We start from the raw sequence: 17,988 nt of genomic DNA on the forward strand, positions 1-17,988 counted from the left end.
GCCGTTTGGGGAATCATTACGCCCTTACGGGGTCCGAACAGTGCTCGCCAACCCGGCATTTGTCGCTGGCCGTTGGTTTCATGATCTGTTTTCGGCGAGGGTTGCTCGTGATTGTTAGTCCCCAAAAAGCATCAAGAATCCCCGGCGTCAGGCTGCGCAAGGCGCTGATGGCCAGCATGGCAATCGTTGGCCTGATGAGCGCGGGCCAGCTGTGGGCATTCAATCTTGACGATGTTGCAGCCAAGGCAAAGGATCTGGCCGGCCAGAAGTACGAAGCGCCCAAAAGCAACCTGCCGGCCGTGTTCCGCGACATGAAGTTCGCGGACTACCAGAAGATCCACTTCCTGCAGGAAAAGGCCGAGTGGGCCAACGACAAGACACCGTTCAAGCTGTCGTTCTACCACCAGGGCATGCACTTCGATACGCCGGTGAAAATCAACGAAGTCACCGCCACCAAGGTCCAGGAAATCAAGTACGACCCGAGCCGCTTCGAGTTCGGCGACGTGCCGCATGATGCCGATGCCACCAAGAACCTGGGCTATGCGGGCTTCCGCGTGCTGTACCCGATCAACAAGGCCGACAAGCAGGACGAAATCATGACCCTGCTTGGCGCCAGTTATTTCCGCGTCGTGGGCAAGGGCCATGTGTATGGCCTGTCGGCCCGTGGCCTGGCCATCGACACGGCGCTGCCTTCGGGCGAAGAATTCCCACGGTTCACCGAGTTCTGGGTCGAGAAGCCGCAGCCGGCCGACAAGCACCTGGTGATCTACGCGCTGCTGGACTCCCCGCGCTCAACCGGCGCCTACAAGCTCACCCTGCGTCCGGGCAACGACACGGTCGTTGACGTGCAGTCGCGCGTGTACCTGCGCGATCATGTCAGCCGCCTGGGCGTCGCGCCGCTGACCAGCATGTACCTGTTCGGCCCGAACCAGCCGTCCAAGGTCCTCAACTACCGTCCTGCGCTGCACGATTCCGAAGGCCTGTCCATCCATGCCGGCAACGGCGAGTGGCTGTGGCGCCCGCTGAATAACCCCAAGCACCTGTCGGTCAGCAATTTCAGCGTCGAGAACCCGCGCGGCTTCGGTCTGATGCAGCGCCAGCGCGCCTTCAGCGACTATGAAGACCTGGATGATAACTACCAGAAGCGCCCAAGTGCCTGGATCGAACCCAAAGGCGACTGGGGCAAGGGCTCCGTCGACCTGGTGGAAATCCCGACGGCCGACGAAACCAACGACAACATCGTTGCTTTCTGGAGCCCGGAAAAGCTGCCCGAGCCTGGCGAGGCGGCCGAGTTCGCCTACCGCCTGCATTGGACCATCGACGAACCCAAGTTCCAGGCGCCTGAGTTGGGCTGGGTCAAGCAGACCCTGCGCTCCACTGGCGACGTCAAGCAGTCCAACCTGATCCGCCAGCCTGATGGCAGCGTGGCTTTCCTGGTCGACTTCGCGGGCCCGGCACTTGCCGCCCTGCCTGAAGACACCCCGGTGCGCAGCCAGATCAGCGTGGGCGACAACGGTGAGGTGGTCGAGAACAACCTGCGCTACAACCCTGAAACCAAGGGCTGGCGCCTGACGCTGCGTCTGAAGGTCAAAGAAGCCAACAAGTCGACCGAAATGCGTGCAGCGCTGGTGCGCGATGTGCCCGTAGAGGCTCCAGCGCCTGCCACGGACGCCAAGCAGGACAAGGCGTCTGCCAAGCATGCCAAGGCCGAGAAAACCGCCAAGGCCGAACAACCTGCCGCCGACGCGGCGCCCACCGCCGAGGCTGCGGCCACCACCGAAAAGGTGCTGACCGAAACCTGGACCTATCAGTTGCCTGCCGATGAGTAACTCGAGCCCAAAGCCGGTATCGCTTGGCGAGTACCTGGCCCACCTTCCAATGAGTGATGAGCAGCGCGCGGAACTGGCCAATTGCGCATCGTTCAGTGAGCTGCACCAGCGCCTGGCGGCCAACTCGCACGCCAGCCCAGCCGAGGCCGTGCAGGCCTCGGTGGGCTCGCGCCTGACGGTCGGCACCGCGGGTGAACTGGAAGAGGCCGAGATGCTCGGGGTGGACGGTAACGGGCGCCTGTGCCTGAAGATCGCGCCGCCCATCACGCGTACCAAGGTCGTTCCCGAGCCATGGCGTACCAACCTGCTGGTGCGGGTATGGCGGCGCCTGACCGGGCGTACCAACGCACCGCAGCCACCCAAGCGTGAGTTGCCGGCGGCCCGCTGGCGCACTGTCGGCTCGATCCGCCGATACATCCTGCTGGCGCTGATGATCGGGCAGACACTGGTCGCTGGCTGGTACATGAAGAGCATCCTGCCCTATCAGGGCTGGTCGTTCGTCGATCTGGACGAAATCTTCGCTCAGCCGATCTGGGATACGGTGGTGCAGGTATGGCCGTACGCCTTGCAGACGTCCATCCTGATTCTCTTCGGGATTCTGTTCTGCTGGGTGTCGGCCGGCTTCTGGACTGCCCTGATGGGCTTCCTTGAGCTGCTGACCGGGCGCGACAAGTACAAGATTTCCGGCAGCAGTGCCGGCAACGAACCCATCGCGCCCGATGCACGTACTGCGCTGGTCATGCCGATCTGCAACGAAGACGTGCCGCGGGTGTTTGCAGGCCTGCGTGCAACGTTCGAGTCGGTAGCAGCCAGCGGTAACCTGGACCGTTTCGACTTCTTTGTGCTCAGCGACACCAACGACACCGACATTGCCGTTGCCGAGCAGCAGGCATGGCTGGACGTGTGCCGTGAAACCAAGGGGTTCGGCCGTATCTTCTACCGCCGTCGCCGGCGTCGGGTGAAGCGCAAGAGTGGTAACCTCGACGACTTCTGCCGCCGCTGGGGCAGCGAATACAAGTACATGGTGGTGCTGGACGCCGACAGCGTCATGAGCGGCGAATGCCTGAGCAGCCTGGTGCGCCTGATGGAGGCCAACCCCGATGCCGGCATCATCCAGACCGGGCCCAAGGCGTCGGGCATGGATACCCTGTATGCGCGCATGCAGCAGTTCGCCACGCGCGTATACGGCCCATTGTTCACGGCCGGCCTGCACTTCTGGCAGCTGGGTGAGTCGCACTACTGGGGGCACAATGCGATCATTCGCATGAAGCCGTTCATCGAACATTGCGCATTGGCGCCATTGCCAGGCAAGGGTGCGTTCGCTGGGGCCATTCTTTCCCACGACTTCGTCGAAGCCGCGCTCATGCGCCGCGCCGGTTGGGGCGTATGGATCGCCTATGACTTGCCGGGCAGCTACGAAGAACTGCCGCCCAACCTGCTCGACGAACTCAAGCGCGACCGTCGCTGGTGCCATGGCAACCTGATGAACTTCCGGCTGTTCCTGGTCAAGGGCATGCACCCGGTGCACCGTGCCGTGTTCCTGACGGGTGTCATGTCCTACCTGTCTGCGCCGTTGTGGTTCCTGTTCCTGGTGCTGTCCACGGCGTTGCTGGCGACCAACACCCTGATGGAGCCCCAGTACTTCATCGAGCCGTACCAGCTGTATCCGCTGTGGCCTCAATGGCACCCGGAAAAAGCCGTGGCGTTGTTCTCCACCACCATCGTGCTGCTGTTCCTGCCCAAATTGCTCAGCGTCATCCTGATCTGGGCCAAGGGCGCCGTTGAGTACGGCGGGCGGATCAAGGTCACCTTGTCGATGCTCATGGAAATGCTGTTCTCCATGTTGCTGGCGCCGGTGCGCATGATCTTCCACACCCGCTTCGTGCTGGCCGCGTTCCTGGGCTGGGCCGCCACCTGGAATTCCCCGCAGCGCGACGACGATTCCACACCCTGGAGCGAAGCGGTCAAGCGTCATGGTCCGCAGACCTTGCTGGGCGTGGCATGGGCAGGTCTGGTAGCCTGGCTGAACCCCAGTTTCCTGTGGTGGCTGACGCCGATCGTGGGCTCGTTGATGCTGTCCATTCCGGTCTCGGTCATTTCCAGCCGTACCCGCCTGGGTCTGGCCGCCAAGGACGAGAAGCTGTTCCTGATTCCTGAGGAATACGCCACACCGCAGGAGCTGCTGGCCACGGACCAGTACACCCACGAGAATCGCTGGCACGCCCTGCGCGACGGTTTTGTGCGCGCGGTAGTGGACCCGCGGCAGAATGCTCTGGCGTGTGCCATGGCCACTGCCCGGCACGGTCAGGCAGCGCCCATCGAGGCCATGCGTGCCGAACGCATCGTCAAAGCTCTGGAAGTTGGCCCCCATGGACTCGACCTGGGCACGCGCCTGGCATTGCTGAGCGACCCCGTGGCGCTGACCCGCCTGCACGAGCAGGTATGGTCGCAGCAGCACGCGGCATGGATCGATGCCTGGCGCGCCTCGATCAAGGGCGACCCGCATTCACCGTTGTTGCCGCTGCATCCTGAACATGAGGGTCAACCGGCACTCGCAGGCTCCTGACCTGCGCCATTAGCGGGCCAGCCCGTTCCGACCTACCCTGCAGCCGACGTTTGCAGGGTAGCGCCGGACCGGGTTGGCCCGCGACGCTTTTGCCCCTCGGGCCGATTTAGGCCAACAAAGTCCCCCCCGATGCTATATCGCCAGCGCGCCATGCGTTAGCATCCCTCTCCGATAGCTCATGGCGGCCCGCACGGCCGTACCAATAAGAAAACGCGCTACTTCTACTTTCAGGGGACTTGGTGATGTTCAAGAAATACCTTTCGCGGCTGCTGGTGGGCATGACCGCTCTGGTGGCGGTGTCCGCCGCCCAGGCCAGGGCCATCGACGAGGCCGTCAAGCGTGGCACGCTGCGTGTGGGCATGGACCCGACCTACATGCCGTTCCAGATGACCAACAAGCGTGGCGAGATCATTGGTTTTGAGGTCGACATCCTCAAGGCCATGGCCAAGTCGATGGGCGTCAAGTTCGAAGCGGTATCCACCGCCTACGACGGCATCATCCCCGCCCTGCTGACTGACAAGTTCGACATGATCGGCAGCGGCATGACCTTGACCCAGGAGCGCAACCTGCGCCTGAACTTCAGCGAGCCTTTCATCGTCGTGGGCCAGACCCTGCTGATCCGCAAGGACCTGGCCGGCGAGATCAAGTCGTACAAGGACCTGAACAACGAGAAGTACCGCCTGACCTCCAAGCTGGGTACCACCGGCGAGATGGTGTCCAAGAAGCTGATCGGCAAAGCCAAGTACCACGGCTATGACAATGAGCAGGAAGCGGTCATGGATGTGGTCAACGGCAAGGCAGACGCCTTTGTCTATGACGCGCCGTACAACGTAGTGGCCGTTGAGAAGGCCGGTGCTGGCAAGCTGCTGTTCCTCGAAGAACCCTTCACCTACGAGCCGCTGGCCTTCGGCCTGAAGAAAGGCGACTACGACAGCATCAACTTCATCAACAATTTCCTGCACCAGATCAAGCATGACGGGACCTACGATCGTATTCACGACAAGTGGTTCAAGAACAAGGACTGGCTCAAGGACATGGAATAAAAGGCAACTTCAGGCCGCAAGCTGCAGGCCGTAGCCAGTGACCGACCTTGTGGGGTCGGCTACAGGCTGCGGCTTGTGGCTTGCGGCCTGCCGTTTTCCGGAGTATCCAAAGTGATCAAACACAAGAAGGCCCAGTGGCCCTGGCATGGGCTGACTGCACTGGTCCTGGTAGGCCTGGCCGTCAGCCTGTACATGGCGACCTCGATGATTTCCTACGAGTGGCGCTGGAACCGCGTCCCTCAGTATTTCGCTTACCAAGCCGAAGACGTACAGCGCGCGACCGACTATGGCACCGTGCAGGAAATCGTCATCTCCGGTGATGAAGCCCGCGTCACCCTGAAGGATGAAAGCGGGGAGCTTCAGGTCCTGGACGTGGCCAAGGACAGCCTGCAACTGAGCCGCGGCGACGATGTGGCCGAAGGGGACCAGATTGGCGTGACCCGGCACTGGGCCGCAGGTCCGCTGGCCTGGGGGTTGTGGACCACCCTGTGGATTTCGGTGGTGTCCGGTGCGCTGGGGCTGGTGATCGGGCTGGTGGCCGGCCTGTGCCGGTTGTCGACCAACCCGACGCTGCATGACCTGTCGACCGTGTATGTCGAACTGGTGCGCGGTACGCCGTTGCTGGTTCAGATCTTCATCTTCTACTTCTTCATCGGCACGGTCCTGAACCTGTCCCGCGAGTTCGCCGGTGTCGCCGCCCTGGCGCTGTTCACAGGCGCCTATGTGGCCGAAATCGTGCGTGCTGGCGTGCAGTCCATCGCCAAGGGGCAGAACGAAGCGGCGCGCTCGCTGGGCCTCAATGCCGGCCAGTCGATGCGTCACGTGATACTGCCCCAGGCATTCAAGCGTGTACTACCGCCGCTGGCCGGTCAGTTCATCAGCCTGGTCAAGGACACGTCGCTGGTGTCGGTGATCGCCATTACCGAACTGACGAAAAGCGGACGGGAAGCCATCACCACCTCGTTCTCGACCTTCGAGATCTGGTTCTGCGTGGCTGGTTTGTACCTGCTGATCAACCTGCCGCTGTCGCACATTGCCAGCCGGCTCGAGCGGAGGCTTGCGCAAAGTGATTGAAGTCCGTGACCTGCTCAAGGTATTCGACACCCGTGGCCATGTGGTACGGGCGGTCGACAACGTCACCACGCACGTGGCAAAAGGCGAAGTGGTCGTGGTCCTCGGCCCTTCGGGCTCTGGCAAGTCGACCTTCTTGCGTTGCCTCAACGGCCTGGAGCATTTCGACGAGGGCCATGTGGCCATCGCCGGCCTGGATCTGGCGCACCCCAAGACCGACATCAACGCCTATCGCCGCGAAGTCGGCATGGTGTTCCAGCATTTCAACCTGTTCCCGCACATGACCGTGCTGGAAAACCTGTGCCTGGCGCAGAAGGTAGTGCGCAAGCGCAGCAAGGCCGACCGCGAGGCCAAGGCTCGGGCCTTGTTGCAAAAGGTGGGGATCGCGGAGAAAGCCAACGAGTATCCGTCACGGTTGTCGGGCGGTCAGCAGCAACGGGTCGCGATTGCCCGCGCGTTGGCCATGGACCCGAAAGTGATGCTGTTCGACGAGCCCACCTCGGCGCTGGACCCGGAAATGGTAGGGGAGGTGCTGGATGTGATGAAGACCCTGGCCCTGGAAGGCATGACCATGGTCTGCGTCACCCATGAAATGGGCTTTGCACGAGAAGTGGCCGACCGCGTGCTGTTCTTCGACCATGGCAAGCTGCTGGAAGACTCGCCGCCCGCAGAATTCTTTGCCGCACCGAAAGACCCACGTGCGCAGGCGTTTTTGCGGCAAGTGCTCTGAAAGTGAAGGCTACCCTCGCGCAGTGGGTAGCCTTCGGATTGTGCGCTACAGGGCTCCCAAACCAAGCGCTCAGATGTTGAACCGCCTTACCATCCCCCGCAGTTGCTGCCCCAACTGCTCCAGCTCACCACTCGATGCTGCAGTCTGTTCGCTGGCTGCACTGGTCTGATCGGACGCATCACGCACATTCAGCACGCTGCGATTGATCTGTTCGGCCACCACGCTCTGCTGTTCGCTGGCCGTGGCAATCTGCTGGTTCATGCCTTGGATGCTCGAGACCGTCCCTGTGATCTGGCTCAGCGCATCGCCTGCCCTGCGGCTTAACTCCACGCTTTGCTCTGTGAGGTTCTTGCTGCTGTCCAACAAGCGCGTGACTTCGTCGGTGCCGTTGTGCAGGCTGTCGATCAGTTGACCGATTTCTTCCGTGGCGGTGGAGGTGCGCTGGGCCAGGCCGCGCACTTCATCGGCCACTACCGCGAAGCCCCGCCCGGCTTCACCCGCCCGCGCCGCCTCGATCGCGGCGTTGAGTGCCAGCAGGTTGGTCTGTTCGGAGACCGACTTGATCACGTCCAGAATACTGCCGATGCGCTGACTCTCGCCGGCCAGATGCTGCATGGCTGCCAGGCAATGGTCCATCTGCCCGGACAACTGTTCAATGCGGCCAATCGCTTCGGTCACCACCTGATCGCCCACCTGCGCCTGTTGGTCGGCATTGGTGGCGGCCATCGATGCCTGCTCTGCGTTCTGCGCCACCTCCTGGACCGTGGCGCTCATCTGGTTCATGGCAGTGGCAACCTGGTCGGTTTCTTCTCGCTGCTGGCTGATGCGCACCTTGGTGTCTTCGCTGCTGGAGGCCAGTTGCGACGCGGCTTGCGAGAGTTGCCCGACACCGTGGTCGATGCCGCCGATCAGTTCGCGCAAACTTATCGTCATCTCACGCATGCTGGCCTGGAGCTTGCCCATCTCGTCGCGGCGCTGCACCGGTTCGACCTGGCTCAGGTCCCCTTTGGCGATACGTGCCGCCACATCCAGGGTCTGGCGCAGCGGTTGGGTGATCTGCAATGTGATCAGCCACCCGGCGATCACACCGACCACTAGTGCCAGCAGCGCCACGGTGGTCAACAGCGAGCGGGCGGCCAGTGCTTCCCTGTCGCGTTGTTCGACTTTGCGCTTGCCAAGCTCCAGGCTCACCGAGCGCAACTCGTCGCCGCGGCGCTCCATCGTGTTTTGCAGTTGCTCGGCCTTGACGGCGACCTGGCGGTACTGGTCCAGGGTCGCGCGGTATCGGGCCAATTCGGTGCCTGGTTGCTCGATCACCGTGCGCGGCAGCCCGAGAGGCGCCAGGCCCTTGACCAGTTGAGCCAGGCTGGTACTTGCGGCCTCCAAGGCGCTTTCACCGACTTTGGCGAAGTCTTCGACAGGGGAGAAGGTGTAGGCCGGTACCAGGCTTTGCTGGTTGGCGCTCTCCACATGCCGGCTCAGTGTGTCCATCATGCCCAGCACGTTGGTCTGCTGCCCATCGGCAGGCATCTTCAACAGGGCCTGGGTTTCAAGTTCATCGATGGCCGTGCTGAGTTTCTGCCCCTGAACGAGCAGGGCCTGGCGCAAGGTGGTGCGGCTGTTGGCAGTGCGCTGCAGTTCGGCGAAGTCATCGCGCAATTGCTGCAGCAAACCCAGTTTTTCGGTCAGCATCTGCCGTGACTCTTCGACATTGCTGCGCTGCTGCAGCGTAGTCAGCATGTTGCTCAATTGCTCGAGGATGCGGCCGATCCGCGTTTTGCTCTGCTCATCGTCGAGCACACGGTACGTGATGCGCTCAGCGCGCAGGTCCTTGGTCAGGTCATTGATTTCGCCAATTTCACTCAGTTGCTGCGAACGAACGATGGCGCCGTCCAGGGCGCGCCAGCCACTGATCGTGGTGACCAGCGTGAGCAGCAGGACCACGGCGAAACCGAGGGCCAACTTGGCGGCGACGCTGATGTTGCCGAGCTTGCGGTTGAGGTAACCGAGCATGGGGATTCTCCGTGCAAGTGGAAGGAATGAAGAGCACGCGCAATGCGTGCAAGCCATCCCTGCCCATCGGCGGAGGACCTGTAGGACTTGACCTGAAACCCGCGTAGGAAAATTCGGACCATATGGTCAGATCTTTTACGGTTACATAAGCCTTTCGAGCGCAACCGCACGTCTTTCAAAGAGGCTGCGTGGCAGCCTCAGTCTGAATGCGCCGATTGACCGGCACTGTCATTGGTCGTGTCGACAGGCCTGCCCGTCAGAGCTTGAAACGCCTCACCAAACCCTGCAAATGAGTGCCTAGGCGTGCCAGCTCAACACTGGAGCTGGCAGTCTGTTCGCTGGCCGCCGAGGTCTGGTCGGAAATGTCCCGTACGTTGATCACGCTGCGGTTGATCTCTTCGGCCACCGCCGTCTGCTCCTCGGCTGCCGTGGCGATCTGCTGGTTCATCGCCTGGATGGAGGAGACGGTGCGGGTGATGTTTTCCAGCGAACTACCTGCACGGCGGGTCAGTTCGACGGTGCTGTCGGTGAGTTGCCGGCTGCTGTCCATCACGCTCGCTGCGCGCTGTGTGCCGCTTTGCAAACCGGCGATCAGTTCCTCGATCTCCTCGGTGGATTGCTGTGTGCGTTGTGCCAGGCTGCGCACCTCGTCAGCCACCACTGCAAACCCGCGCCCGGCTTCGCCTGCACGGGCCGCTTCGATCGCCGCGTTGAGCGCCAGCAGGTTGGTCTGCTGGGCCACCGACTTGATCACATCCAGTACGCTGCCGATCTTGTCGCTTTCACCCTTGAGCTGGCTCATGGCCTCGCTGGAGTTGGCCACCTCGCTGGCCAGCCGCTCAATCTGCGCCACCGCTTCGCTGACCACACGATCGCCCTCACGGGCCTGCTGGTCGGCCATGACGGCTGCTTCCGAGGCCTGCTCGGCGTTGCGTGCCACGTCGTGAACGGTCGCTGTCATCTGGTTCATCGCCGTGGCAACCTGGTCTGTCTCGACTTTCTGGTTGGTAACGCCTGCGCTGGTCTGCTCGGTCACCGCCGAGAGCTCTTCGGCGGCACTGGCAATCTGGGTTACACCATCGCCGATGCCGCCAATCAGCTCGCGCAGGCCTTGGGTCATGCGCTGCATGCTGGCCTGCAACTGGCCAAGCTCGTCTCTACGCAACGAAGGTTCATGCAGGGTGAGGTCGCCGTTGGCCACCCGTTCGGCTCCACGCAGCGCCTCGCGCAGCGGCAGGATGATCTGACGGGTGATCAACCAGGCCGCCAGCAGGCCCAGCAAGACGGCCAGGCCAGTGGCCAACCCCAGCAACGCTTTTGCCTGGGCAGCGGCGGTGTCACGCACCTGGGTCTGCGATGTGGTCATGGCCTGGCTGGTCTGCATCAAGGTCACGCCTTGATCGGCCATTTGCTGCAACGCCTGGGCGCTGGCGCTCTGCGCTTCGCCGAACTGCATCACGGCGTCGCGGTAGCCGCCCATGGCGGTACTGGCGTCGGTCAGGCCGGCAGCGAATTCGGCAGGCAGCTTGGCGGGCAGCCCTCGCAACTCGTCCAGCGCCTGGTCGATGGCCTTGAGTGCGGTCTGCTGATAATCGGCATTACCGCTGTAGGTGTAACCACGCACCTGGAATCGCGCTTGCTGGAGCAGGCTGTTGACGGTGACGGCATATTGGTACTGGGTGATATCGCCCGCTTGAAGCAGGCGCTGCTGAACGCGTCCTACCAGTTCGACTGCCTTGTCCGCGCTGTCCCCCAGCACGCCGCGGCTGGCCTCGCGTCGCACATTCGCCTGCTTGAGCTGCGCGAAGGCCTGCTGGTAGGCCGCTACTGCATCGCGCTGCTGTTCGAGTCGCTGGTGATCGGCGGGTTCGTCGATCTGGCCGAGCATCAGCTGAACCTGACGATCCAGGGTGCCAAGCGCCTTCTCCATCTCACCGATCGAGGCGTCGTCGCGCTGGCGTTCATAATGCTGACGTGCAATGCGCAGCTCCTGGGCGTACTGCTGGATGACCGAGATATTGCCCAGCTTGTCACCCCTGGCTGTGATGCTGTTCATGCCGTGCCAACCGGTCAGGGTGATGATCAGCGTCAGCAGCAGTACCAGGCCAAAGCCCAGCGCCAGTTTGCGGGTTACACTCACGTTGCCCAAAAGCTGGGCTAACCATCGATTCATAGAAACTCCCTGGCGGCTTGGCAGCACGATTCGTTGTTGTTGCCAATGCCATCGGCCAGGGAAGCGGAAACTTGATGGGGGAAAGCTGACCAGTTCGTCAGAATATGCGTGAGAGCAAGGCCGTGACGGCCGTTTCCACACGCAGGATGCGCGCACCGAGCTGCACCGGGGCCAAACCCGCCTTGCCCAGCAGATCGACCTCGTAGGGGATCCACCCGCCTTCCGGGCCAATGGCCAGGGTGACTGGCTGTTCTACAGCGCGAGGGCAGGCAGGATAATCACCTGGGTGACCAACCAGCCCAAGGGTGCCTTCAGCGATGGCGGGCAGACGGTCCTCGACGAACGGCTTGAAGCGTTTTTCGATGATGACTTCCGGCAGCACCGTGTCACGTGCCTGCTCCAGCCCCAATATCAGGTTTTCACGGATGACGTCGGGCTGAAGGAAGGGGGTCTGCCAGAAGCTCTTTTCCACCTTGTAGCTGTTGAGCAGGATCAGGCGAGGCACCCCAAGGGTGGCGACGGTCTGGAACAGCCTGCGCAGCATCTTGGGCCGTGGCACCGCCAGCACCAGGGTCAACGGCAGCTTGGCCGGTGGCGCCTGGTCGAAGCTGACGTGAAGCTCGGCTTCATGACGCTCCAGGCGCTGCACCGTCGCCAGGCCCATCAGGCCGTTGATGCGGCCTACGCGCAGGGTGTCGCCGACGGCGACCCCGTGCACATCCTGCATATGGACGAAGCGCCGATCAGCCAATACGACACGGTCGGCCGCGATGAAATCGGCCTCCTCCAGCAGCAGCAGGTTCACGACTGCGTCGCGGGTGGTTGGTCTTGATCATCGGCAGGCTGTTCGTCGCTGCCACGCTTGCGAATCAGGCTGCCGCACAGCACGCCGACCTCGAACAGCAGCCACATGGGGACGGCCAACAGGGTCTGGGAGAAGATGTCCGGAGGCGTCAGCACCATGCCGACCACGAAGCAGCCAATGATCACGTAGGGGCGGATCTTCTTCAGGTACTTCACATCGACCACGCCAATCCAGACCAACAGCACCACGGCCACCGGAATCTCGAAGGCCACGCCGAAGGCGAAGAACAGCGTCATCACGAAGTCCAGGTAGCTGGCGATGTCGGTCATCATCGAGACGCCCTCGGGCGTTGCGCTGGCGAAGAAGCCGAAGATCAACGGGAAGACCAGGAAATAGGCAAAGGCCATGCCGGCGTAGAACAGCACGATGCTCGACATCAGCAGCGGTATGGCGATGCGCTTTTCATGGCGGTACAGGCCCGGCGCGATGAAACCCCAGATCTGCTGCAGAATGAAGGGGATCGCCAGGAACAGCGAAACGATCATGGTCAGCTTGAACGGCGTCAGGAAGGGCGAGGCCACGTCGGTGGCAATCATGGTCGCATTGGCGGGCAGATGATCACGCAGCGGCGCCGAGACCAGGGTGTAGATCTGCTGGGCGAAGGAAAACAGCCCGGCAAAGATCAGGAAAATGACGGCAACGCAACGCAGCAAGCGGGTGCGCAGTTCGGTCAAGTGCGAAACCAGCGGCATGGGCTGGTCGTGTTCCGGATTCTCGCTCATGGGGCTCGCGGCGGCTCGGGCGGTACGGGAGTAGGGTGCGCAGTGGCATCGGTTTCGGCTGATGTGGCTGGCAGGCCGGCAGGCGGCTGCACGGTTGCCGTGGTCACCGGAGGCTGGGCAGGCGGCGCATTGGGGTTGAGGATGCGCTTGGCCTGCTCTTCCATGTGCATGATGTGCTCGTTGTGCAGCTGGCGGCGGATGTCATCGGCGCCGATTTCACGCTCGACTTCCATCTTGATGCTGTTGAAGCTGCGTTTGAGCCGACCGATCCACAAGCCTGCCGTGCGGGCGGCGCCCGGCAGGCGCTCGGGGCCGAGCACCAGCAGGGCGACGAGGCCGACGAGCAGCAGCTCGCTGAAACTGATGCCGAACATAAGTCAGTCTTTCCGCTGCGGCTCTTGGACCGGTTGGGCCTGGCCTTCGATGGTGTGGCCCTGGCTGGCTTGGGCGGTGGTGTGCACCGGTTGCACAGGGGGTACGGGCTGGGCCGGAGGAGGGGTAGGTTCAGCTGGCTTGGTTTCCTCTTCGTTCATGGCCTTGCGAAAGCCCTTGATCGATTCGCCCAGGTCGCTGCCCAGGTTCTTCAGCTTCTTGGTGCCGAACACCAGCACGACCACGACCAGCAGGACGATCCAGTGTTTCCAGTCAAAGATACCCATTTCGTACTCCCGAAAATTGTGTGAAGGTCACCGGGCGTCAGCCCTGAACATACATCAGGCCGAAGGCTGGCGGGCGGCTTTTTCGTCATGGCCCGACAACCCGAAGCGCCGGTCGAGTTCATCGAGCACGGCCTGCGGGTGCTGACCCAGGGCGCTGAGCATCACCAGGCTGTGAAACCACAGGTCGGCCGTCTCATAGATGACGTCGCTGCAGTCCTTGCTAAGCGCAGCATCCTTGGCGGCAATGATGGTTTCGACCGACTCTTCGCCGAGCTTTTCCAGAATCTTGTTGAGGCCCTTGTGGTACAGACTGGCCACATAGGAGCTGTCCGGCGCTGCCTGCTTGCGTTCTTCGAGCACGGCGGCCAGCCGGTTGAGGGTGTCGCTCATGTCAGTGTCCTGCGTCGTAGATGGCGTGCGGGTCTTTCAGAACCGGGTCGACGGTGGCCCATTGGCCATTCGAATAGACGCGGTAGAAGCAGCTTTCCCGGCCGGTATGGCAGGCAATGTGGCCCACCTGTTCGACCATGAGGATGATCACGTCGGCGTCGCAGTCCAGGCGCATTTCGTGAAGCTTTTGCACATGGCCCGACTCTTCGCCCTTGCGCCACAGTTTGCCACGCGAGCGCGACCAATAGATGGCGCGTTGCTCAGCAGCGGTCAACGCCAGTGCTTCACGGTTCATCCACGCCATCATCAGCACGCGTCCGGTCTTGTGGTCCTGGGCGATGGCAGGCACCAGGCCATCGCTGTTCCACTTGATCTCGTCCAGCCAGTCTTTCATCGTCGACTCCAAAACGGGCCCGTCTGCGTCGCGGGCCTTTTGCGCTAGTGTGCCAGCCACGGGCGCGGCTGGCTATTGGCGCACGATCAGGTAAAGGCCTGCGGCCAGCATCAACCAGGCCGGCCACGCAGTAGCTGCCGCCAGGCTACCGGCCTGCAGGGCGACACCGCCCAGGATCACGCCCCCGCCCAGCAAGCCGGCACCGAGCAGGCGCAGGGCCCAATGATCGCCATGTCGGCGCTCGGGCATCTTGGGGTCGTGCAGGTGCGGTTGCGACAGGCGTTCGAGCAAGTCCCGGGTCATGTTGGCCAGGTGAGGCAACTGCTCAGCCTGGCTGTGCAGGTTGCCCAGCAACGCCTTGGGGCTCATGCGCTGACGCATCCAGCGCTCAAGATAAGGCTTGGCCGTGCTCCACAGGTCCAGCTCGGGGTACAGCTGACGCCCCAGGCCTTCGATGTTGAGCAGGGTCTTCTGCAGCAGCACCAGTTGAGGTTGCACTTCCATGTTGAAGCGGCGCGCGGTCTGGAACAGGCGCATCAGCACCTGGCCGAAGGAAATGTCCTTGAGGGGTTTTTCGAAGATCGGCTCGCACACGGTGCGAATGGCCGCTTCGAACTCATTGACCTTGGTATTGGCCGGCACCCAGCCCGAGTCGATGTGCAGCTGGGCGACGCGGCGATAGTCGCGCTTGAAGAAGGCAATCAGGTTGCGCGCGAGGTAATCCTGGTCTTCATCGGTAAGGCTGCCGACGATGCCGCAGTCGATGGCAATGTATTTGGGGCTCCACGGCTTGACCGTGCTCACGAAGATGTTGCCCGGGTGCATGTCGGCGTGGAAGAAGCTGTCGCGAAACACCTGCATGAAGAACACTTCGACGCCGCGTTCGGCCAGCATCTTCATGTCGGTGCGCTGATCGGCGAGGGTGGCCATGTCGGTCACCGGTACGCCATAGATACGCTCCATCACCAGCACTTTCGGCCGGCACCAGTCCCAGTAGACCTGGGGCACGTACATCAGCTCGGAATCCTCGAAATTGCGCCGCAGCTGGCTGGCATTGGCCGCCTCGCGAAGCAGGTCGAGTTCGTCGTAGATGGTTTTTTCGTAATCGCCGACAACGTCCACCGGGTGCAGGCGGCGTGCATCGGCAGAGATGCGTTCGGCGCCCTTGGCGATCAGGAACAGCCAGGCGATGTCGGCAGCGATGATCGGTTTGAGCCCCGGTCGGACCACCTTGACCACCACTTCTTCACCGCTTTTCAGGCGTGCAGCGTGCACTTGCGCCACCGATGCGGATGCCAGGGGCTCCACGTCGAAGCGGCTGAACACCTCACTCACCTTGGCCCCAAGCTGGGCTTCGATCAGCGCCACGGCCTTCTGCGGATCGAACGGCGGTACGCGGTCCTGCAGCAGCATCAGTTCGTCGGCAATATCGGTGGGCAGCAAGTCGCGCCGGGTAGACAGCAGCTGGCCGAACTTGATGAAGATAGGCCCCAGGTCCTGCAGCGCCATGCGCAACCGCGCACCGCGGCTCAGCTCGGAGGCCCGACGCGGCAGCCAGCGCCACGGCAACAGCAGGCGCAGGCTCATCAACCACCAGGGCAGAGGGTAGTCGAACAGCAGGTCATCGAGCCGGTAGCGGATGACGACGCGCTGGATGCGGAAAAGGCGGCGGAAGGCGAGCAGCTTCATGCGTTATCGCTGGAATCAAGGGATCGGGAAAGGCGCAGGATGCGCGCCTCGAGGCGTTCTGTATCGACCTTCATGGCATCGAGTTCGCTGAAGGCGGCCTCGGCTTCGCGCTTGCCTACCAGCGTACGCGATTCTTCCGCCAGGTACTCGGACAGGCTCTGGCTCAAGCGCGCCAGGCCTTGGCGGGTCCAGCGGGTGCGCAGGCGAATGTGCCCTGCGATCAGGGACGTGGGCACCGGGCCCAGCCACTTCTGCAGCTCATGCTCCCAGTCCAGCTCGAGGTCCTGGAGAATGCCGAACAGATCGAGCAGGGCCGCGGTGTCGCCATGCAATTGCACCTGTGGGCTGTGCAGGACTGCTGTCTTGTCCCGCGATAACGCCAGGTGCGCCAGGCTCGCTGCCGGTGCACGCAGCCGACAGTCGACCTCGCCTTCCCAGGCACTGGCCAGCATCAGGCCCTGTTCGTCGGGCAGGATGAAGACCTGCATGGCCGGTTGGCGGCAGTCGATCTCGATGACCTTGCCTTCCAGCGCCGCCAGCCTTGGCAATGCCGTGCTGTCCATGCGCAGGACGCGGTTCAGGCCATGTTCGGCGCTGGCGAGCAGACCGGCCATGAGCATCAGGGCTTGATCCCCCGGTGCACGGCCACGATGCCGCTGGTCATGTTGTGGTAGGTCACCCGGTCGAACCCGGCTTGCACCATCATGGCCTTGAGGGTTTCCTGGTCAGGGTGCATGCGGATCGATTCGGCCAGGTAGCGGTAGCTCTCGGAGTCGTTGGTGATGAGCTTGCCGGCCAGGGGCATGAAGGCGAACGAATAGGCGTCGTAGGCCTTGGACATCAGCTTGTTGGTCGGCTTGGAGAACTCCAGCACCAGCAGGCGGCCGCCCGGCTTGAGCACGCGCAGCATGGAACGAATGGCGTCTTCCTTGTGGGTGACGTTGCGCAGGCCGAAGGCGATGGTCACGCAATCGAAATGGTTGTCCGGAAACGGCAGCTTCTCAGCGTCGGCCTGGACGAACTCGATGTTGCCGGCCACGCCACGGTCCAGCAGGCGGTCGCGGCCGACCTTGAGCATGGACTCGTTGATGTCGGCCAGCACCACGTGCCCGGTCGGGCCCACCAGGCGCGCGAACTTGGCTGCCAGGTCGCCCGTACCGCCGGCGATGTCGAGCACACGGTTGCCGCTGCGAACGCCCGACAGCTCGATGGTGAAGCGCTTCCACAGGCGGTGCATGCCGCCGGACAGCACGTCGTTCATCAGGTCGTATTTGGCCGCCACCGAGTGGAACACTTCGGCGACTTTGCGCGCCTTCTGGCTCTCAGGCACGTCCTGGTAGCCAAAATGGGTCGTGGGTTCGGCGTGGTCGCCTTTGCGCTGGTCGTTCATATCGCTTCACCGAAATTAATTGACGCCATTCTAGGGCGAACGAGCGGATTTGTCTTGGCGGGGTGTACCGCCAGGCGGGGGCGGGCATAATGTCGATTATGTCTACATGTTCAGGAACACCCGCATGACCCAGATCAGCGTCGAACGCAAACACACCCTTGGGCGCGACGCCGCCCGTGCCAAGGCCCAGGCGCTGGTGGATCGCCTTAGCCGCGAGTATGACCTCAAGGCCTCATGGGATGGCGACCGCGTCGATGTGGCACGCAGCGGTGCGAACGGCAGCGTCCACATCGGCCAGGACAGCATCCGTGTCGATCTCAAGCTCGGCATGATGATGTCGATGATGAGCGGCACCATCAAGGGCGAAATCGAACGGGCGCTGGACAAGGCGCTTGCCTGAATCTGGACACCGGCCATTCGGCCCGGTTCGCCGGGTGATGGCGAACGGGGCGTT

17 protein-coding genes and 2 pseudogenes are annotated in these 17,988 nt (G+C 62.6%); 6 read left to right on the plus strand and 13 right to left on the minus strand.

Annotated features, from left to right (window positions below; all coding sequences use genetic code 11):
* Window positions 1-107 precede the first annotated feature (107 nt).
* The 5 genes from PFU01S_RS11890 (at window position 108) to PFU01S_RS11910 (ending at window position 7,239) form a co-directional block, all read left to right on the plus strand.
* A complete protein-coding gene (locus tag PFU01S_RS11890; protein ID WP_201870985.1) occupies window positions 108-1,829 on the plus strand; it encodes a glucan biosynthesis protein G in 1,722 nt (573 codons plus the stop codon).
* Complete coding sequence (mdoH, locus tag PFU01S_RS11895; protein WP_027914054.1) at window positions 1,822-4,395, plus strand: glucans biosynthesis glucosyltransferase MdoH; 2,574 nt, start codon at window positions 1,822-1,824, stop codon at window positions 4,393-4,395. Before PFU01S_RS11890 ends, mdoH begins: the two co-directional genes overlap by 8 nt.
* A gap of 242 nt (window positions 4,396-4,637) precedes the next feature.
* Complete coding sequence (locus tag PFU01S_RS11900) at window positions 4,638-5,438, plus strand: transporter substrate-binding domain-containing protein (RefSeq protein WP_028687264.1); 801 nt, start codon at window positions 4,638-4,640, stop codon at window positions 5,436-5,438.
* A 111-nt stretch (window positions 5,439-5,549) separates the two neighbouring features.
* Complete coding sequence (locus PFU01S_RS11905) at window positions 5,550-6,512, plus strand: amino acid ABC transporter permease (RefSeq protein ID WP_027914053.1); 963 nt, start codon at window positions 5,550-5,552, stop codon at window positions 6,510-6,512.
* Window positions 6,505-7,239 (plus strand): amino acid ABC transporter ATP-binding protein, encoded by a 735-nt coding sequence (locus PFU01S_RS11910; RefSeq protein ID WP_027914052.1) that lies wholly within the window; start codon window positions 6,505-6,507, stop codon window positions 7,237-7,239. Before PFU01S_RS11905 ends, PFU01S_RS11910 begins: the two co-directional genes overlap by 8 nt.
* A 69-nt stretch (window positions 7,240-7,308) precedes the next feature.
* Here PFU01S_RS11910 and PFU01S_RS22905 read toward each other — a convergent pair whose 3' ends face one another.
* The 13 genes and pseudogenes from PFU01S_RS22905 to ubiE all read right to left on the minus strand — a co-directional run bounded on the left by PFU01S_RS22905 (window position 7,309) and on the right by ubiE (window position 17,534).
* On the minus strand, window positions 7,309-8,202 hold the full coding sequence (locus PFU01S_RS22905) for a methyl-accepting chemotaxis protein (RefSeq protein ID WP_371923610.1): 894 nt from the start codon (window positions 8,200-8,202) through the stop codon (window positions 7,309-7,311).
* Between the two features lie 9 nt (window positions 8,203-8,211).
* Window positions 8,212-9,309, minus strand: a pseudogene (locus tag PFU01S_RS22910) (methyl-accepting chemotaxis protein); the annotation flags it as partial.
* A gap of 199 nt (window positions 9,310-9,508) precedes the next feature.
* On the minus strand, window positions 9,509-10,381 hold the full coding sequence (locus tag PFU01S_RS22915) for a methyl-accepting chemotaxis protein (protein ID WP_371920202.1): 873 nt from the start codon (window positions 10,379-10,381) through the stop codon (window positions 9,509-9,511).
* Window positions 10,364-11,425 (minus strand): annotated as a pseudogene (locus PFU01S_RS22920) (methyl-accepting chemotaxis protein); the annotation flags it as partial. The gene PFU01S_RS22915 and the pseudogene PFU01S_RS22920, both read right to left, overlap by 18 nt.
* A gap of 97 nt (window positions 11,426-11,522) precedes the next feature.
* A complete protein-coding gene (locus PFU01S_RS11925) occupies window positions 11,523-12,230 on the minus strand; it encodes a 16S rRNA (uracil(1498)-N(3))-methyltransferase (RefSeq protein WP_028687261.1) in 708 nt (235 codons plus the stop codon).
* A complete protein-coding gene (tatC, locus tag PFU01S_RS11930; RefSeq protein ID WP_027914048.1) occupies window positions 12,227-13,012 on the minus strand; it encodes a twin-arginine translocase subunit TatC in 786 nt (261 codons plus the stop codon). The genes PFU01S_RS11925 and tatC overlap by 4 nt, the downstream gene beginning before the upstream one ends.
* Window positions 13,009-13,386 (minus strand): Sec-independent protein translocase protein TatB, encoded by a 378-nt coding sequence (gene tatB, locus PFU01S_RS11935; protein ID WP_027914047.1) that lies wholly within the window; start codon window positions 13,384-13,386, stop codon window positions 13,009-13,011. The genes tatC and tatB overlap by 4 nt, the downstream gene beginning before the upstream one ends.
* 3 nt (window positions 13,387-13,389) lie before the next feature.
* Window positions 13,390-13,671 (minus strand): twin-arginine translocase TatA/TatE family subunit, encoded by a 282-nt coding sequence (locus PFU01S_RS11940; RefSeq protein WP_027914046.1) that lies wholly within the window; start codon window positions 13,669-13,671, stop codon window positions 13,390-13,392.
* 54 nt (window positions 13,672-13,725) lie between these two features.
* Entirely contained in the window at window positions 13,726-14,061 is a 336-nt protein-coding gene (locus PFU01S_RS11945; RefSeq protein ID WP_023532983.1) for a phosphoribosyl-ATP diphosphatase, read from the minus strand.
* Window position 14,062: 1 nt separating this feature from the next.
* On the minus strand, window positions 14,063-14,455 hold the full coding sequence (gene hisI / locus PFU01S_RS11950; RefSeq protein ID WP_023533064.1) for a phosphoribosyl-AMP cyclohydrolase: 393 nt from the start codon (window positions 14,453-14,455) through the stop codon (window positions 14,063-14,065).
* A gap of 72 nt (window positions 14,456-14,527) precedes the next feature.
* A complete protein-coding gene (ubiB, locus tag PFU01S_RS11955; protein ID WP_027914045.1) occupies window positions 14,528-16,144 on the minus strand; it encodes a ubiquinone biosynthesis regulatory protein kinase UbiB in 1,617 nt (538 codons plus the stop codon).
* Window positions 16,141-16,764: a ubiquinone biosynthesis accessory factor UbiJ gene (locus tag PFU01S_RS11960; protein WP_027914044.1), complete on the minus strand. Its 624-nt coding sequence runs from the start codon at window positions 16,762-16,764 to the stop codon at window positions 16,141-16,143. Before PFU01S_RS11960 ends, ubiB begins: the two co-directional genes overlap by 4 nt.
* Window positions 16,764-17,534, minus strand: coding sequence for a bifunctional demethylmenaquinone methyltransferase/2-methoxy-6-polyprenyl-1,4-benzoquinol methylase UbiE (ubiE, locus tag PFU01S_RS11965; RefSeq protein ID WP_027914043.1), 771 nt, complete (start codon window positions 17,532-17,534; stop codon window positions 16,764-16,766). Before ubiE ends, PFU01S_RS11960 begins: the two co-directional genes overlap by 1 nt.
* Before the next feature lie 124 nt (window positions 17,535-17,658).
* Between ubiE and PFU01S_RS11970 the strand changes: the two genes are divergently transcribed.
* Window positions 17,659-17,934 (plus strand): polyhydroxyalkanoic acid system family protein, encoded by a 276-nt coding sequence (locus PFU01S_RS11970; protein WP_023533042.1) that lies wholly within the window; start codon window positions 17,659-17,661, stop codon window positions 17,932-17,934.
* Window positions 17,935-17,988: the final 54 nt, after the last annotated feature.

Origin of the sequence: Pseudomonas fulva NBRC 16637 = DSM 17717, from assembly GCF_000730565.1 — a bacterium.
GTDB classification, from domain to species: Bacteria; Pseudomonadota; Gammaproteobacteria; order Pseudomonadales; family Pseudomonadaceae; genus Aquipseudomonas; species Aquipseudomonas fulva.

What these genes read in the sequence shown, in the direction of transcription:
- ubiE (WP_027914043.1), bottom strand. Translation starts at nt 17,534, where the DNA reads ATGAACGACCAGCGCAAAGGCGACCACGCCGAACCCACGACCCATTTT.
- ubiB (WP_027914045.1), bottom strand. Translation starts at nt 16,144, where the DNA reads ATGAAGCTGCTCGCCTTCCGCCGCCTTTTCCGCATCCAGCGCGTCGTC.
- tatB (WP_027914047.1), bottom strand. Translation starts at nt 13,386, where the DNA reads ATGTTCGGCATCAGTTTCAGCGAGCTGCTGCTCGTCGGCCTCGTCGCC.
- PFU01S_RS22915 (WP_371920202.1), bottom strand. Translation starts at nt 10,381, where the DNA reads ATGCAGCGCATGACCCAAGGCCTGCGCGAGCTGATTGGCGGCATCGGC.
- mdoH (WP_027914054.1), top strand. Translation starts at nt 1,822, where the DNA reads ATGAGTAACTCGAGCCCAAAGCCGGTATCGCTTGGCGAGTACCTGGCC.
- PFU01S_RS11940 (WP_027914046.1), bottom strand. Translation starts at nt 13,671, where the DNA reads ATGGGTATCTTTGACTGGAAACACTGGATCGTCCTGCTGGTCGTGGTC.
- PFU01S_RS11970 (WP_023533042.1), top strand. Translation starts at nt 17,659, where the DNA reads ATGACCCAGATCAGCGTCGAACGCAAACACACCCTTGGGCGCGACGCC.
- PFU01S_RS11960 (WP_027914044.1), bottom strand. Translation starts at nt 16,764, where the DNA reads ATGCTCATGGCCGGTCTGCTCGCCAGCGCCGAACATGGCCTGAACCGC.
- PFU01S_RS11900 (WP_028687264.1), top strand. Translation starts at nt 4,638, where the DNA reads ATGTTCAAGAAATACCTTTCGCGGCTGCTGGTGGGCATGACCGCTCTG.
- hisI (WP_023533064.1), bottom strand. Translation starts at nt 14,455, where the DNA reads ATGAAAGACTGGCTGGACGAGATCAAGTGGAACAGCGATGGCCTGGTG.
- PFU01S_RS11945 (WP_023532983.1), bottom strand. Translation starts at nt 14,061, where the DNA reads ATGAGCGACACCCTCAACCGGCTGGCCGCCGTGCTCGAAGAACGCAAG.
- PFU01S_RS22905 (WP_371923610.1), bottom strand. Translation starts at nt 8,202, where the DNA reads ATGGGCAAGCTCCAGGCCAGCATGCGTGAGATGACGATAAGTTTGCGC.
- tatC (WP_027914048.1), bottom strand. Translation starts at nt 13,012, where the DNA reads ATGAGCGAGAATCCGGAACACGACCAGCCCATGCCGCTGGTTTCGCAC.